Origin of the sequence: Halorientalis pallida, assembly GCF_049605515.1 — an archaeon.
GTDB classification, from domain to species: domain Archaea; phylum Halobacteriota; class Halobacteria; order Halobacteriales; family Haloarculaceae; genus Halorientalis; species Halorientalis pallida_A.
Genome location: NZ_CP187158.1, coordinates 1,464,438 through 1,479,604 on the forward strand (window position 1 = coordinate 1,464,438; position 15,167 = coordinate 1,479,604).

17 protein-coding genes are annotated in these 15,167 nt (G+C 67.4%); 9 read left to right on the forward strand and 8 right to left on the reverse strand.

Annotation, left to right across the window (positions count from 1 at the left end):
• Nucleotides 1-144: 144 nt before the first annotated feature.
• From ACOZ4N_RS09185 to ACOZ4N_RS09195, 3 genes are all read right to left on the reverse strand, one after another.
• Nucleotides 145-1,833 (reverse strand): AMP-binding protein, encoded by a 1,689-nt coding sequence (locus tag ACOZ4N_RS09185; protein ID WP_424019626.1) that lies wholly within the window; start codon nucleotides 1,831-1,833, stop codon nucleotides 145-147.
• A 116-nt stretch (nucleotides 1,834-1,949) separates the two neighbouring features.
• The gene (locus ACOZ4N_RS09190; protein WP_424019627.1) at nucleotides 1,950-2,297 is read right to left on the reverse strand and encodes a hypothetical protein; all 348 of its coding nucleotides are present in this window, start codon (nucleotides 2,295-2,297) and stop codon (nucleotides 1,950-1,952) included.
• Between the two features lie 74 nt (nucleotides 2,298-2,371).
• Nucleotides 2,372-2,698: a 2Fe-2S iron-sulfur cluster-binding protein gene (locus tag ACOZ4N_RS09195; protein WP_424019628.1), complete on the reverse strand. Its 327-nt coding sequence runs from the start codon at nucleotides 2,696-2,698 to the stop codon at nucleotides 2,372-2,374.
• A gap of 146 nt (nucleotides 2,699-2,844) precedes the next feature.
• On the opposite strand from ACOZ4N_RS09195, the gene ACOZ4N_RS09200 reads away from it, so the two are divergent.
• Both ACOZ4N_RS09200 and ACOZ4N_RS09205 read left to right on the forward strand, forming a co-directional pair.
• The gene (locus tag ACOZ4N_RS09200) at nucleotides 2,845-4,257 is read left to right on the forward strand and encodes a geranylgeranyl reductase family protein (protein WP_424019629.1); all 1,413 of its coding nucleotides are present in this window, start codon (nucleotides 2,845-2,847) and stop codon (nucleotides 4,255-4,257) included.
• 170 nt (nucleotides 4,258-4,427) lie between these two features.
• Complete coding sequence (locus tag ACOZ4N_RS09205; protein ID WP_424019630.1) at nucleotides 4,428-4,973, forward strand: type IV pilin; 546 nt, start codon at nucleotides 4,428-4,430, stop codon at nucleotides 4,971-4,973.
• Between the two features lie 25 nt (nucleotides 4,974-4,998).
• On the opposite strand, the gene ACOZ4N_RS09210 is transcribed toward ACOZ4N_RS09205, so the two are convergent.
• Both ACOZ4N_RS09210 and ACOZ4N_RS09215 read right to left on the reverse strand, forming a co-directional pair.
• Nucleotides 4,999-6,279: an amidohydrolase gene (locus tag ACOZ4N_RS09210; RefSeq protein ID WP_424019631.1), complete on the reverse strand. Its 1,281-nt coding sequence runs from the start codon at nucleotides 6,277-6,279 to the stop codon at nucleotides 4,999-5,001.
• Between the two features lie 33 nt (nucleotides 6,280-6,312).
• Nucleotides 6,313-6,636, reverse strand: coding sequence for a 30S ribosomal protein S10 (locus ACOZ4N_RS09215; protein WP_424019632.1), 324 nt, complete (start codon nucleotides 6,634-6,636; stop codon nucleotides 6,313-6,315).
• A gap of 117 nt (nucleotides 6,637-6,753) precedes the next feature.
• Between ACOZ4N_RS09215 and ACOZ4N_RS09220 the strand changes: the two genes are divergently transcribed.
• Both ACOZ4N_RS09220 and ACOZ4N_RS09225 read left to right on the forward strand, forming a co-directional pair.
• Entirely contained in the window at nucleotides 6,754-7,179 is a 426-nt protein-coding gene (locus ACOZ4N_RS09220; RefSeq protein WP_424019633.1) for a bis(5'-nucleosyl)-tetraphosphatase, read from the forward strand.
• A 61-nt stretch (nucleotides 7,180-7,240) separates the two neighbouring features.
• Nucleotides 7,241-8,305, forward strand: a complete 1,065-nt coding sequence (locus ACOZ4N_RS09225) for a DUF5787 family protein (protein ID WP_424019634.1) — start codon at nucleotides 7,241-7,243, stop codon at nucleotides 8,303-8,305.
• Nucleotides 8,306-8,573: 268 nt separating this feature from the next.
• Here ACOZ4N_RS09225 and ACOZ4N_RS09230 read toward each other — a convergent pair whose 3' ends face one another.
• Nucleotides 8,574-9,050, reverse strand: a complete 477-nt coding sequence (locus ACOZ4N_RS09230) for a DUF5797 family protein (RefSeq protein ID WP_424019635.1) — start codon at nucleotides 9,048-9,050, stop codon at nucleotides 8,574-8,576.
• 93 nt (nucleotides 9,051-9,143) lie between these two features.
• Between ACOZ4N_RS09230 and ACOZ4N_RS09235 the strand changes: the two genes are divergently transcribed.
• The 5 genes from ACOZ4N_RS09235 to ACOZ4N_RS09255 all read left to right on the forward strand — a co-directional run bounded on the left by ACOZ4N_RS09235 (nucleotide 9,144) and on the right by ACOZ4N_RS09255 (nucleotide 12,861).
• Nucleotides 9,144-9,917 (forward strand): enoyl-CoA hydratase/isomerase family protein, encoded by a 774-nt coding sequence (locus tag ACOZ4N_RS09235; RefSeq protein WP_424019636.1) that lies wholly within the window; start codon nucleotides 9,144-9,146, stop codon nucleotides 9,915-9,917.
• 142 nt (nucleotides 9,918-10,059) lie between these two features.
• Nucleotides 10,060-10,956 carry a GAF domain-containing protein gene (locus tag ACOZ4N_RS09240; protein ID WP_424019637.1) on the forward strand — a complete coding sequence of 299 codons (897 nt, stop codon included), beginning with the start codon at nucleotides 10,060-10,062 and terminating at the stop codon, nucleotides 10,954-10,956.
• Complete coding sequence (locus ACOZ4N_RS09245) at nucleotides 10,953-11,609, forward strand: DUF7504 family protein (RefSeq protein WP_424019638.1); 657 nt, start codon at nucleotides 10,953-10,955, stop codon at nucleotides 11,607-11,609. The genes ACOZ4N_RS09240 and ACOZ4N_RS09245 overlap by 4 nt, the downstream gene beginning before the upstream one ends.
• A 74-nt stretch (nucleotides 11,610-11,683) precedes the next feature.
• Nucleotides 11,684-12,442, forward strand: coding sequence for an SDR family oxidoreductase (locus ACOZ4N_RS09250; protein WP_424019639.1), 759 nt, complete (start codon nucleotides 11,684-11,686; stop codon nucleotides 12,440-12,442).
• Between the two features lie 44 nt (nucleotides 12,443-12,486).
• On the forward strand, nucleotides 12,487-12,861 hold the full coding sequence (locus ACOZ4N_RS09255) for a hypothetical protein (protein ID WP_424019640.1): 375 nt from the start codon (nucleotides 12,487-12,489) through the stop codon (nucleotides 12,859-12,861).
• A gap of 25 nt (nucleotides 12,862-12,886) precedes the next feature.
• Here the strand turns inward: ACOZ4N_RS09255 and ACOZ4N_RS09260 are convergent, their stop codons facing one another.
• Nucleotides 12,887-13,390 carry a Mut7-C RNAse domain-containing protein gene (locus ACOZ4N_RS09260; RefSeq protein ID WP_424019641.1) on the reverse strand — a complete coding sequence of 168 codons (504 nt, stop codon included), beginning with the start codon at nucleotides 13,388-13,390 and terminating at the stop codon, nucleotides 12,887-12,889.
• Nucleotides 13,387-15,129, reverse strand: coding sequence for a DNA polymerase/3'-5' exonuclease PolX (gene polX, locus ACOZ4N_RS09265; RefSeq protein ID WP_424019642.1), 1,743 nt, complete (start codon nucleotides 15,127-15,129; stop codon nucleotides 13,387-13,389). Before polX ends, ACOZ4N_RS09260 begins: the two co-directional genes overlap by 4 nt.
• Nucleotides 15,130-15,167 lie beyond the last annotated feature (38 nt).

The window sequence follows — 15,167 nt, forward strand, 5'->3', positions numbered from 1 at the left end:
TCCAGCGACCACACAGTCTGGGGTCGGGCAGCGCATACCCCACGGCGGGGCGCGCGACTATCCACAATCATACTTACATATCCTCGACAACAGCGCAAAGAAGTTTTCGTCGGTTCGGGACGTGAGGCGGGACTCGACGGCGGCTTACTCGTGGCGACCTTTCAGCGAGTGTTTGTCCGTCTTGCCCACGTCGGTCGTCGGGACCTCGTCGACGATGTTGATCTCCTCGGGCATGGCCTGTTTCGGCACTTTGCCTTCGAGGTGGTCACGGATGTCGTCCTCGGTGAGTTCGCCGTCGTAGTTCGGGTCGGGTTCGACGTAGATGACGACGATCTCGCTCCCGGGCCGGTCCGGGTCGGGCGCGCCGATGGTCGCCGGGCGGTGGACGCCCGGATGCGAGAACAGCACCTCGTCGACCTCCTCGGAGTAGACCTTCAGCCCGGAGACGTTGATCATGTTCTTGACGCGGTCGACGATGTAGAAGCGACCCTTCGAGTCGATCTTGGCCACGTCACCGGTCGCGACGAACCCGTCCTTGTCGAACGGTGACTTGCTCTCGTCGAGGTAGCCCTTCATCCGCTGGGGCCCGTTGAGCAGCATCTCGCCTTCGAGTTCCTCGTCGATGGCCTTCTGGAGCGGAATCTCCTCGCCGGAGTCCACGTCGACGAGTTTGACCTCCGTGTCGGGCACCGGCACGCCGATGGTCGGCATGTCGAAGCCCTCCTCGCGTGTGTCCTCGCCCAGCAGCATGTCCTGGAGCCCGCGTGTGTTGAAGTGCGTCACGGGCGACATCTCCGAGAGGCCGTAGCCCTGGGAGACGCCCTTGGACTTCTCCTCGAACTGCTCTTTGGTCTCGGTGGCCAGCGGCGCGGACCCGGAGAGGCCGACCACGTCCTGATCGAGGTCCTCGTTGACGATCTCCATGAACTGCGTCGGGACGCCGAGCATAATCAGGGGCTCGCGTTCCTCGATCAGCTCGACCATCATCTCCGTGTCCCGGGCGTCGGGCACCATCAGCATCTCCAGGCCGAGTTCGATCAGCGAGTGCTGGACGGAGTAGCCGTAGGCGTGGTACATCGGGAGGGCCATCACGGCCCCCTCGTCACCGCGCATCATGTCCGCCATCCGGGACTGGGCGGCGTTGGCCTGCAGGGCGTTGGCCACGAGGTTGCGGTGGGTGAGCTGACAGCCCTTAGGGAGGCCGGTCGTGCCACCGGTAAAGAGGAGCGTGTGGACGTCCTCCGCAACGTCGAATTCGACCTCCGGCGGGTTCGGCTCCGTGGACTCGATCACGTCGGTGAGCCACTCGACGCCCTCGACGTCCTCGTGGTCTTCGGGCGGGTCCTCGCCGTAGTCGTCGACGGTGGTGAGGATCACGTCGGAGAGGCCCAGTTCCTCTTTCAGGCTCATGATGAGGTCCCGGTGTTTGTCCTGGCCGATGAGGACCTCGGGCTGGCCCTGTTCGAGCCGGTAGATCAGGTCCTCCTCGGCGTCGAGGAAGTCGTTCGGGATGTGGACCCCACCGGCCCGAGAGATTGCGTTCTCCGCGACGACGAACTGCACCGAAGTCGGCAGTACCGTCGCCACACGGCTGTCCTTCTCGACCCCCCGGTCGCGAAGCGCCGTGGCCAGCCGCTCGACGTCGTCGACCAGCTCCGGGTACGTGTACTTCTGCCCCAGCTGGACGAGCCCCTGTTCGGGGTACTCGTCGGCGGAGTCGTAGAGGAACTGGTGAACCGGCTGGTCGGGGTACGGTTCGAGCGTCTCCGGCACGCCGAACTTCTCGTACTCGGCGAACCACGGTTTCTCGGGTAGCTCGGTTGCGTCTGACATCTACATTTATTTCCCATCCCCCGTGGCTTAAATCCGCATGATTAGCCACCAACGACAGCCGGTTTACCGGATACCCCTGACTTTTTCGGCGTTTCAATGACGACCGGGGAAACCTGTCAACCAGAGAAGACTGCGCCGATGACGACGAGGTTCCACGTCGTCAGCCCCACGCCGAGAACGGAGAGCGCGAGCGGCACGCCGACGTTGTGCGGATGGTCGACGGAGCGCCAGACGGCGTAGGCGACCGCGAACGCGACGAGTTTGAGGCCGACGAGTCCCAGGAGGCCGTACGACCCCGCCGCCCAGCCGACGACCGGACTGCCCTCGGCGACGGGGCCGGCCAACTGCGTCGTCGCCGTCGTGAGAACGTCACCGATGCCGTAGAAGGTGATCGACAGCCACCAGAGCCAGGGAGTCATCTCGACGAACCCGTCGAGCGCCGTCCCGACTGCCGAGTCACGCATCGCCTACCCGCTGGAGGCACGCGACGCGTGAGTAGCTTTGGATCGGCTCAGCGCCCACACCCGCGGCCCGGAAGTCAGTCGTCCGCGGCCGCGCTGGCCGAGCCCTCGGCGTCCTCGTCGATACTGGGCGGGTACTGCCCGCGGTCCAGCACGAGGTCGGACGTGGGCCGGGCCATGCAGGTCAGGGCGTACTCCTCTTTCTCCTCGTCGGTAAACCCGTGTGCCGCGGGCTGGGTGACCTCGCCCTCGACGATCTTCGCCGAGCAGGCCAGACACATCCCGACACGACAGGAGTACTCCTGAGCGATTCCCTCCTCGATGCACCGGCGGAGGATCGTCTCCTTCTCCGAGACCGTGATCTGTTCCCCCGTCCCCACGAATTCGACGGTGTAGTCGGTCATGCTCCCCGATTGGGCACCACCTGTCAAAGGTCTTTATCCCCCGATCAGTTCCCGCTCGAAGGACGGATTGGCGCGGTCGAGCTGCGGCGGCGGTCGCGGTGTGACTTCTATAAAGAGTTTTCTCGGTGGGGCAATCAGGGACGGACATGGCTACACAGGAGTCCGACGCCGGCGATTCGAGCGTCGGTGGCGGAACCCGGACGTACGACATCGTCGTCGTTGGGGCGGGGACGTCAGGGTGTTACGCGGCCGCGACCGCCGCACGCGAAGGGCTCGACGTCGTCATCATCGAGCGCAAGTCCGAGCAGGAAGCCGGACACATCGCGTGCGGGGACGCCCTGAAGGGGGCCGACAAGTTCCCGGACAGCATTCCCAAGTCCCAGATCGAACCGGCGTTCACGAACACCGTCGTCGATCACGGCCGCTTCGAGATTCCCTCCGAGGACGCGGTCCTCGACATCCCGGTGCCGGGCGAACTCGCCGTCATCGACCGGTGGGAGTACGGCCGACTCCTCATCGAGGGCGCCGAGAAGGCGGGCGTCGAGTTCCACTACGACACGGTGGTGCAGGACGTTCGCCAGGACGAGACCGGGCGCGTGACCGGCGTCGACGCGATGCGGCAGGGCGAGGCCGTCACCTACGAGGCCGACGTGACCATCGACGCCGCGGGCGCGCTGTCGATCCTGCAGGACAACGCCGACCTCTCGGACGCGACGTTCGACACGAACGTCGACTACTCGCAGTTCTCCTCGGGCTACCGGGAGATCATCGAGGTCGACGAGCCCGTGGACTGGTCGGACGCGCTCGTCTTCAAACCGACCAAGCGCGCCTCGGGCTACCTCTGGTACTTCCCGCGGACGGCGACGGAGATCAACGTCGGTCTGGGCTTCCAGATGAACGAACAGCCGATGCAGCTGGTCGAGGACCTCAAGGAGGACATCGAGAACCGACCGGAGTTCGAGAACGCCCGCGTGACGGACAAGCTGGGCGCGGCGCTGCCGACCCGCCGGCCCTACGATTCGGCGGTCGCGCCCGGCTTCCTCGCGGTCGGCGACGCCGCGGGCCACGTCAACCCGACGACCGGCGGCGGCATCGCCGGCGCGGCCTACGCCGGCCAGTACGCCGCCCAGGAAGCCATCGACGCCATCGGCGACGGCGACCTCGGCGAGGGCGCGCTCTGGGAGTACAACAGCCGCATCATGGACCACTTCGGCGGGCGCTACGCCGCGCTGGACGTGTACAACATCTTCACGACCGCCTACGATCTGGACGACCTGATGGCACTGCTGGCGGCGATGCCCGGCGAACAGCTCGCCGAAGCCCTCTACGAGGGATCGACCGACATCAGCCTCCCGCTGAAGGTGAAGACGGCGATCAAGACCTTCGGCCACTGGAAGACGATCTACGATCTCTACCAGACCAAGAACCTCGCCGACCGACTCCTCGATCACTACGAGGACTACCCCGACTCGCCGGGTGGCTTCGAGACCTGGCGCGCCGACCGCGACGACCTGATGGACGAGATATACGAAACGACCGGTGCCGAGCCGAAGTACTGAGCGCCGCGAGCGGCGCTCTCCGCCGCTTGTACTTAAACCCCCGTCGATCAATCGCTCAAGATTTATCAGTCTAAACTATAAACAAAGGGGGCACAACGGGGACGGTACCGACGTGGGCACGTGGTGCGGTGCGGGTTCGACGACAGGTTCCGTCCCGGTGGGGGACAACGATGAACGTCAAGAAACTATTCACGGACGATTCGGCAGTGTCACCGGTCATCGGCGTCGTGCTGATGGTCGCGATCACAGTGTTGCTGGCCGCGACGGCCGCAACCTTCTTCCTGGGCATCGGCCAGGAGAACACCAACACGAAGCCACAGGCCGCATTCAACTTCGATTACACGCAGGACACGGAGAACCCCGGGGCATCGAACGAGTTCCGGAACGACACGCTGAAGATCAGCCACAACAGCGGTGACACGATCACCGCCAAGAACCTCGACATCGTCGTGTCGGGAGCAACGGTCACGAGAGGGACAGGGAGTAACGACGCTCTCGACACCCGGTACCAGTGGAACGAACTCGATAGCAGCATCGGCGCGGACGATAGCGTTTCCGGGGGAACGAACGTGAAGCTATCAGAGCCCAATTTGAATTCCGCAGGTTCGTTCTCACCGACCATCGACGGCCTCGACCTCGACGGCGCGACGGTCAAGATCGTCTGGGACGATCCGGGGAGCAGTTCGACGTTCACGCTGAACAGCTGGACGAACTGAGGCCGCGTTTTCCGTTTTTTCCCGATCAGGGAGCCTCGCGTCCGAGGTGCGTGATCGTATCGGCCAGCACCGCGACGCCGACGGGCAGGGAGTCCTCGTCCACGTCGAAGGTCGCGGTGTGGTGGCCGCCGGGGTGGTCGGTCCCCACACAGACGAACGCCGCCTTGCCGCCCTGTTCCTGGACGTGGCGCATGAGGTAGGTGGCGTCCTCGCTACCGCCGAGGTCGTCGTGGCGCAGGACCGACTCGACGCCCTCCGTTCGGCCGGCGACGGCTTCGACCACGTCGACGAGTTCCGGGTCGTTCTCGGCGCTGGGGGCCTGGCCGCTGGTGCCGATCTCGACCTCGCAGTCGTGCATCCCGGCGGCGTGGTCGAGGACGCGGTCGGCGCGCTCGCGCATGTACTCCATCAGGTCGGTCGTCTCGCCGCGGACCTCGCCCTCGATGTAGGCCCGTTCGGGGACGATGTTCGCGGCGGTTCCGCCGCCCACGTCGCCGGCGTTGACGCGGGTCGCGCCGTCCTCGTGGCGGGGGATGGCGTAGAGGTTCTGGACGGCGGTGGCCATCGCCTGCACGGCGTTGCGGCCCTCGGCCGGGTGGCCGCCGGCGTGGGCGGGTTCGCCCTCGAACTCGGCGCGGAAGTGGCTCACCGCGAGGAAGCCCTCGATGCCAGCGACGACCTCGCCGGTCGGGTGGTCGAGGCCGATGTGGAGGGCCAGCAGGTAGTCCACGTCGTCGAGGTGGCCGCTCTCGGCCATCGCGGCCGCGCCGCCGACGACCTCCTCGGCGGGCTGAAAGAGTACCTTGAGTCGCCCGGCGAAGTCCCGGTCCGCGAGGGTTTCGAGGACGCCCAGGCCGATGGTGGCGTGGGCGTCGTGGCCGCAGGCGTGCATCGCGCCGGTTTCGGAGCGGAAGCCCTCGGCCGCAGGGTGGTGGTCCGGGGCCTCGGACTCCTCGCGGGGGAGAGCGTCGATGTCGACCCGGAGCGCGACGGTCGGGCCGTCGCGGTCGCCGTCGAGGACGGCGATCGCGCCGGTGTTCCCGCCCGCGAGGCGGTCGAGGCGGTCAGGGTCGACGCCGGCGTCGCGGGCGCGGTCGCGCCAGGCGTCGAGATCGGCGTCGTCGGGGAGGCCCATCCGGGCGTCGGCGTCGAGGGCGTCGGGGCCGACGAAGGTGTCGTCGACGCCGATCCGGTCGAGTTCGTCGACGACGCGGGCGGTGGTCCAGAACTCCCGCCAGGCGGGTTCGGGGTGGCGGTGGAACGCGCGGCGGAGCGAGACGAGGCGGTCGCGGTCGACGGGGTTCATGCTGGTCCCGAGGACTGCGAGGGACTTAAGAAATCAGTTCATCTGGCGGCGCTGTTCGATCTCGGCGGAGACGTGGACGCCGTCGGGGAAGTCGCGTTCGGCGACCGAGCGGGCGAACTCGTCGTGGCCGACGATCTCGATGGTCCGGGTGTAGACGGTGTAGGTCCAGGGCTGGAAGTGGTCGCCGTCGTCGACGAGGCGCTTGCACTGGGGGACGCGCTTGTCCTCCGGTGGGTGCGGGTGGGGGCCTTTCAGTTCGACGCCCTTGCGCGCGGCGGTCTCCTTGATGGTGGTGACCACGTCCTCGAGGCGGTGGTGATCGCCGCTTTCGAGCGTGAGCTTCGTGACGAACGGCATATACCGGGTCGAGAACGGCGACAGGCAAAAACCCATCTCTCCGCGCTCGCCCGCGACCGACCGCCGAGCGTGATCCCTCCGATATTCTCTTAAGTACTGGTCGAATATCGTAGGGTAATGATAGAGGCCACGAGCGCGGGAGCCATCCTCTTTCGCGATACGCGTGGCCGCAGGGAGTACCTCCTGCTCAAGAGCCGCCCCGGCGACTGGGAATTCCCCAAGGGCGGCGTCGAGGGCGACGAGGAACTCCAGCAAACCGCGATACGCGAAGTGAAAGAGGAGGCCGGGATCAGCGATTTCCGGCTCTTGGACGGCTTCCGGGAGGATTACGACTACGTGTTCGAGGCGAACGGCAAGACGATTCACAAGACAGTCCACCTGTTCATCGCGAAGTCGTTCGAGGCGAGCGCCGAACTGTCGAACGAACACCGCGACATGCAGTGGCGCGACTACGAGCAGGCGGTCAACACCGTCACGCAGGACGGTCCCCGCGAGATCCTGGAGGAGGCCCACGAGTTTCTGAACGAGGAGACCGAGTTCTAGGCCCGGCGGGCCAGCGCGGCGGGGCGACAACGGTTTGAGCCACCGGTCCGGAGAGGGCCGTGTGTCGAGCGAACCCGAGTTCGTCTTCGAGTTACGGGTCTGCCAGTGGGCCGAGCGCAACTGGCCGCCCGGCGGCGACCGCGACCCCGACACCGCCGTCCTCGTCGCGCGCCAACTGGGGACGAAGTACCGCCGGTGGGACACCATCGTCGTGGAGGCCGACCGGACGGCGCTCCGCGAACGGGCCGCGTTCGGGGCCGAAGGGCTGAACTCGGACCTGCTGGGCGTCGTCCGCCACGCGCCCGCCGACTGGGCGTGGTACCGGGACGCGCTCCCGGAGCCGGACTACCCCTGGCAGTACGTCCGCGAGGCGGTCCACGACGCCGCCGACCGGGACCTGATCGAGAAACGGCGGGGCGAGCGGGGCCGGATCGAGTTGCGCCGACACCAGCCTTACCCAGAGTGGGTCGAACGGATCGTCGCCATCGAGAACAAGCCCGACCTCGACCGGTCCGCGGCACGTGACCTCGCGCCGCAACTCGAACGCGACGTGGCACTGGGCCTGGCCGACGAGGTGTGGGTGGCGACCGCGCGGGCTGGCGGGACCGTCGAGCCGGCACTGCTGGAGGACGTGCCCGTCGAGGCGGGCATCCTGACGGTCGATCCGACGGCAAACGCGCCGGCGGGTGAGGCGGCAGTCGACGTTGCCTGGAACCCACGGACGCTCGCGCCCGACGAGCCGGGCACGCGGATCACGGATCGACCGACGGGGAGCGCCCGGGACGCCTCCGCGGCGCGCTTCGAGTACGCCGAGCCAGGGTGGAAGGCCGACAAGCGCCGCGAGATCGCCGAGCGGGCCTACGGCCGGGGCTGGCGGGCGTACGCGGACACGATGCGACCGGACTGCCGACATTTCCAACTGCGGACCGAGACCGGCGACGCCCTCCCGTGGTGCGACGAGAAAGCGTGTCACCAGACCGCCGGCGAGTGCGCCGGTTCCTGTCCGGACTTCGCCCCGGAGCCCCCGACCTGGCGACAGCGGGACTGGCCCATCGACGGCGGGCCCGGGAAGGCGATCAAGCGCCTGCTCGACGCCCAGCGCCGGCGGCGACGGCCGGGGCTGTAGAACACGACAGCGATCCGTCGCGTGCGGGACTTTATCACACTGGCCGCCCTACTGATAGCATCTCGCTCGCTGGTGCGGGCCGGCGTGTCGGGAGGCGACCATGAAAATCGAATGCCAGAACTGTGGCCGGAAGGCGACGGTCGGCCGAGAGGGCCAGGAATCCCGCGCACCGATGCGGTACTGCCGCCGGTGCGGGGACGAACTACCGCCACGAGAGGAGTGGTGAACGGGCGGTCGTGAGACGCGGCGGTAGCCACCGCGTCGGCGATCAGTCCAGTTCTTCGACGGTGAACTCCTCGCGAGCCATCGCCAGTCGGAAGGTGGGGACGGTCCGCTGGATGCGTTCCGCGATGCCCTTGTCCGAGAGACTCCGGAGGGCCGACCGCACGTCGTCGACCTCGGGGTCGTGGCCGGCGTCCCGGAGGGCGTGCAGGACCGAGACGACGCTCTGTGAGCGGTCCTCGGGACCGGCCAGCACCTCGATCACGGCGGCCTGCAGCGGCGGGACGCGGAGGACGCGCTCGCCCTCGGGGTCGTCGGCACCCACGAGCGCGGCGGCGTCCTCGGTGGCACAGATCAGGCTGTTCTCGTCGCGGTAGTAGTACTCCTTCAGTTCGTCTTCGAGGTACTGGTGGACCTCGCTGCCGCTCTCCAGGTCCCACCGATCCTGGAGTTCGGCGTTTTTCGTCGGCTGGAGCGCGACGACGTCCGCGAGTCGCTCGCGGGCCTCCTCCGAAAGCGTCATCGCCCGTCGCTACACCGAGCACGTATTTTGATGTTCTGCATCGGGCCGGACGTGGGGGCCAGCGCTTATCCCCTCGCCTGCCGGAGAGAGGCTATGGACTGGGACACAGTCTCCCTCGACCACGAGGACGGCATCACGACGCTCACCGTCGACCGCCCCGACCGCCTGAACGCGCTCAACGTCGAAACCCTGGACGCGATGGACGAGGCCCTGGACGAGGCCGAGGCCCTCGACACTCGCGTCCTCGTCGTCACGGGCGCGGGCGACGACGCCTTCGTCGCCGGTGCGGACATCGCCTACATGAAAGACATGGGCGTCGAGTCGGCCAAGGAGTACGCCGAGACGGGACACCACGTCATCGACCGGGTGGACACCTTCCCCGCGCCGGTGATCGCGGCGGTCAACGGCTACGCGTTCGGCGGCGGCTGTGAACTCGCGCTGGCGGCCGACATGCGCGTCGCCAGCGAGCGCGCGGTGCTGGGCCAGACCGAGATCGACCTCGGGATCGTCCCGGGCTGGGGCGGCACCCAGCGCCTCGCTCGCCTCGTCGGCGACGAGAACGCCCGTCGGCTCGTCTTCTTCGGCGAGCGCGTCGACGCCGAGGACGCCGACCGCCTCGGACTCGTCGGCGACGTGGTCGCGCACGACCAGCTCGACTCGTTCGTCCGCGACATGGCCGAAGACCTCGCCGAGAAGCCCGCCTTCGCCCTGCAGACGGCCAAGGAAGCGCTCAACCAGGTCCACCGGATGCACTTAGACGCCGGCCTCCAGTACGAACAGCGCGTCTGGAGCGGCCTGTTCGGTCACCCCGACCAGCGGGAGGGGATGGAAGCGTTCGTCGAGGACCGCGAGCCAGAATTTCAGTAGCGATAATTGACGGCGAGCGGAAGATTAAATATTCACCGTTATTTGAGGGCCTCTTTGGTAATCTGGTTCACCAGTGATTGGGATGATCATCAATGATAATTAGGGGCGGAAGTATTTACGCGACAGTCGTGAGTAGTTTACCGTGACTGAAAGAACAGTTCTCTGTGTCGATACAGCCGACGACATAGAGACGATTTCTGCAGCGGTGTCTGCCGAGGAGAGCCTGACGCCGGTCGAAGCGACGAGTGTTGCGGCGGCGACGGAGTTCGTCGAGTCGGAGACGGTCGACTGTGTCGTGACGGAGTACGACCTCGGAGACGGGAGCGGGCTGGAGATCGTCGAGGCGCTGCGCGAGGAACAGCCACAGACGCCCGTCGTGCTGTTCACGGGAACCAGGCCCGGCGAGATCGACACGGCGTCGTTCGAGGAGATGGTCGTCGAGTACCTGAACCGGGACCTGCCGGACGCGACCGACCGGCTCGGGTTCGTCGTCGACGACGTGATCACCCACAGCGCACAGGTGGGCTTTCTCGCCCCGGACGACGAGGGGTCACGCCTCGAGGCGCTGTCGGAGTACGACGTGGACGGGATGCCCATCGAGGAGAGTTTCTCGCGGCTGACCGACCTGATCACGAGTCACTTCGACGCGGCCGTCGCCTTCATCGGCCTCATCGAGGAGGAGAAAGAGGACTTCCTCGCGTGTACCGGTGCCGACTGGGACTCGCTGACGCGAGAGGACACGATCTGTACCCACAGCATGCTGCAGGAGGACGTGATGGTCGTCGAAGACATCAACGAGGACAAGCGGTTCGCGAACAACGACAAGCTACAGAATCTCGGCATCGTCTCCTACGCCGGCGCGAACATGACGACCGACGACGGCCAGATCATCGGGCAGGTGTGTCTCATCGACCACGAACCCCGACAGTACGACGAGAGCCAGAAGCAGGACCTGCAGGACTTCGCCGACACGGCCATGGAGATTCTCGACCTCAGACAGCAGTTACTCGACGCCCAGAAGACGGAGGTCGAGGCATGAGTCTGACCACCGGATCGGGCTTCACCGTCGACTCACTCGGACTCGATCCCATCGACGGCGGGACGAGCATCCTCCTCACCGGCGAGGACAGCGACGCGCTCGAAGCCGTCTTCTACCGACTGACCGCACCCCGTGACGACGAGATGGCGGTCCTGCTGGCGACGGACGCCGACGGGCGCTCGGTCAAGCAGGCGCTCGGGCGCGCCGAACGCGGTGCCGACGACCGGACGGCCGTACTCACCTGTACGGGACCGGCCCAGGGCGACGACGTGCGGACGGTCGACGACGTGAGCGACCTGACCGGCCTCGGCATGCAGTTTTCCACCCTGCTCGCCGAGGCGACCGGCGACGTCGACGACTTCCGGGCCGGCATCCTGCTCTGTTCGACGATCATGGGCGAAGTCGAGGACACCCGGTCGGTCTACCGGTTCCTCAACTCGAATTTCCTCTCGGAGTTGCGCCGGAGCAAGGCCCTCGGGGTCTGTGCCGTCGACACGAGCGCCGACATCGGGAGCGACGTGAACAGTACGATCACCGGCATGAAGACCTCCTTCAGCGCCCACGTCGAGGTCGAGAGTACCGGCCGGAACCGGGCCACGCTCGACGTGTCGGGCCTCTCCGGCGACGACGACACCGTCGACGTGTCCTGGTGACGGCCCCTCGCGGCCACCGTCCGGATTGCCCCAGCCGCCAGCCTTAGACGGCTGAGGCCCTGCTGTTCTCGCGCATGTCTACAGACCCCCACGACCTCGACGGCGACGTGGCACTCGTAACTGGCGCGTCCTCCGGAATCGGGCGCGCCACGGCGAAGACACTGGCCGACGCCGGCGCGGCGGTCGCGGTCACCGCCCGGCGAACCGACCGCATCGAGACCCTCGCCGAGGAGATCGAGAGCGAGGGCGGCGAGGCCCTGGCGATCACGGCCGACGTGACCGAGACCGACGACGTGGAGCGGATGATCGAGCGGACCCGCGAGGAACTCGGCGGCCTCGACATTCTGGTCAACAACGCGGGCGTGATGCTGCTCGCGCCGGTCATCCGGGCCGATCTCGACGACCTCCAGCAGATGCTCGACGTGAATCTGATGGGACTGATGGCCGCGACCCGGACGGCCCTGCCCGGGATGCTCGAACAGGACAGCGGCCACATCGTCAACATCTCCTCGGTCGCGGGCCGACGGGCCAACGAGGCCTCGGGCGGCTACTCCGCGACGAAGTTCGGCGTCAACGCCTTCTCGGAGTCACTCCGGAAGGAGACCGCGGACAGCGGCGTCCGCGTGACCGTGATCGAACCCGGCGCGGTCGACACGGAACTGGGCCAGCACATCCCCGACGAACAGGTCATGGAACGCATGGCCGAGATGGTCCAGGACATGACCGTTCTCCAGCCCGAGGACATCGCGGCCGCGATCCGGTACGCCGTCACCCAGCCTCCGCGGGTGAGCGTCAACGAACTGCTGGTCCGGCCGACCGACCAGCGGTCCTGACCGCCCGGCACACATAAATGACGTGCAGTCTAGATATTTAGTTGATGACTGACGAGCAGTATCAGGAACTCCTCCAGCTGGTGCGCGACAGAGCCGGCGACGCCTTCCGGGCGGCCATAGCGTACGACGAGAGCGACTGGTCGGTGCTGTACATCCGCGAGGACGTGGCGACGCCGGACCTGCGGGACGCCCTCGACCCGCTCACCGAGCGAACGCGAATCCGCGACCCGGTGGTTACCCCGGACCTGTACGACGAAATCGGCGAGACACAGGCGGCCGTCGAACTACACGAGAAGGCGGCCCTGATCCACTTCCGGGAAACCAGCGACCACGGCGTCGTCGTCTCGCTCGACCGGGAGATCGCGCAGGGGCTCGGCAACTTCGTCAACCGGTGTAAGGGCGTGCTGTCCGGAGACTGAACACGGCCACACGACGCGCCGCGCGTCACAACCCGCCCAGCGTCGCGGCCACGTCGTCCCAGTGACTCCCTTTCCAGAAACACTGCCCGCAGTCCACACACTGCCAGACGCCGGTCTCGGCTGGGTCGGGTGCGTACCCCGGCGTCGACGCCTCGCCGTCGACGGCCCTGACGACACCGTTACACCGGCTACAGCGGACCGGGCGCTCCGGGAGTTCCAGACGAAACCCTGCCTCGCGGAGTTCCCGCAACTGCTCGACCGGTTCCCGGGCCGTCAGCAGGACCGAATCGTCGGTCCGGGCGGCCAGTCCGCGGTCCCTGGTCAGCAGCGTCCGGTCCTCTGTCCGGGAGAGCGCCAGGATGGGGTCGTCGGCCTCGATGTCCCGGTCCAGCGCGTAGACCGCGTCGTATCCGCACATCCGCAGGAACGTGGCGAGTTTGCCCAGCATCACGTCCAGCACGAGGCGGTCGTGGGCACACACAGGCTCGTCCTCGGCCCCGTCGTCCGAGCCGGGCGGTCGGTCCGTCACAGTCCCAGGAACTCGCGCACGCCGTCGGCGTCGCGGGCGTTCAGCACGTCGTCGGCTTCGGCCCAGCCGCGGCGGGCGGTGTGGACGCCGTAGCGGACGTATTCGAGCGTTCCGGGCCGGTGGGCGTCAGTGTCGATGGCGACGGTCGCGCCGGCCTCGACGGCGGGCTTGACGAGGCCCCCGTCGATGTCCAGCCGCCGCGGATCGCTGTTGATCTCCAGCGCGACCCCCGCGTCCGCCGCGGCCCCGGCGAGCCGTTCGATGTCCACGTCCAGCCCGCCGCGCTGGTTGAGCATCCGGCCAGTGGGGTGACCGATGATATCGACCGCCGGGTGTTCGATAGCGGTCACGAGCCGGTCGGTCCCGTCGCCGTCGAGGCCGACGTGAGGTGAGGCAACGACCACGTCGAGGGCGTCGAGTACGTCGTCGGCCACCGAAATCTCGCCGTCGGCGCCGACGTTGGCCTCGACGCCCGCGAACAGGTCGACCGCCGCCTCGTCGTCGACGGCCCGGATCTCGTCGATCTGTTCGCGCAACTCCTCGTCCGAGAGGCCGACGCCGCCGACCATCCCCGGTCCGGTGGCGTGGTCGGTGATCGCCAGGTAGTCGTGGCCGAACTCGGCTGCTCCCTCGGCCATCTCACGGATCGTGTTGCCCCCGTCGGACCACTCGGTGTGGGTGTGGAGGTCACCGCGCACGTCGCCCGGTTCGAGGAGGGCCGGCAGATCGCCCTCGGCGGCGGCCGCGACCTCGCCGCGGTCCTCGCGGAGTTCCGGCGGAATCCACGGCAGGTCGAGTGCGTCGTACATCTCCGCCTCGGTCGCGCCGCCGACGCGCTCGCCGACCCGCTGGCCGGCGTCGGGATCGTCTACCTCGGACACGTCGAAGATGCCGTACTCGTTCATCTTCAGGTCGCGGTCGATGGCGCGGTTGCGGAGCCGAACGTTGTGATCCTTGCTCCCGGTGAAATACTGGAGTGCGGCCCCGAACTCGTTCTCGGCGACCACCCGGAGGTCGACTCGGAAGTCGTCGACGCGAAGGCTGGCCTTGCTCTCGCCGGCCTCGATCACCGTGTCGGCGGCGTCCCAGTCGGCGAACGCCTCGACCACGGCGTCGGCGTCGTCGCTCCCGACCAGCACGTCCACGTCGCCGATGGTGGGCCGCCAGCGCCGGATCGAACCGGCGAGTTCGACCGCCGCGGCCGCGTCGACGCCGGTCAGGAACTCCCGCACGCGGTCGCCGTAGGGCCGGGCCTCCCCGAGCAGTTCCCGCTCGTGGGCCTCCCGGGCGAACTCGATTCCCTCCAGGATGTTTTGCTGGGTCGTCTCGCCGAATCCCTCGACGTCCTGAATCTCGCCGTTCTCCGCGGCGTCCTCCAGTTCGTCCAGTGTCGTGATCCCGAGGGCGTCGTAGAGCGTCCCGACGGTCTTGGGGCCGACCCCCTCGACGCTCGTGAGTGCGGCCATGTCGACGGGGAGGTCGTTGCGGAGTTCGTCGAGTTCCTCGATGCCGCCGGTCTCGAAGTACTCGACGACTTTCGAGGCGATGGCGTCACCGACGCCGTCGATCTCTTTCACCCCGTCCTCGCCCTCCGCGGCGAGGTGTTCGACGGCGGCGGGGTGGCCGCGGATGTTCTCGGCCGCGCGGCGGTACGCGCGGGGCTTGTACTCCACGTCTTTGGCCTCCAGCAGGTCGGCGAACTCCTCCAGAAGGCTCGCGACCTCCGCGTTGCGGCTCATTGGCCGACGGTTGGGCGGCCCGGGGTATGAATGTCCGG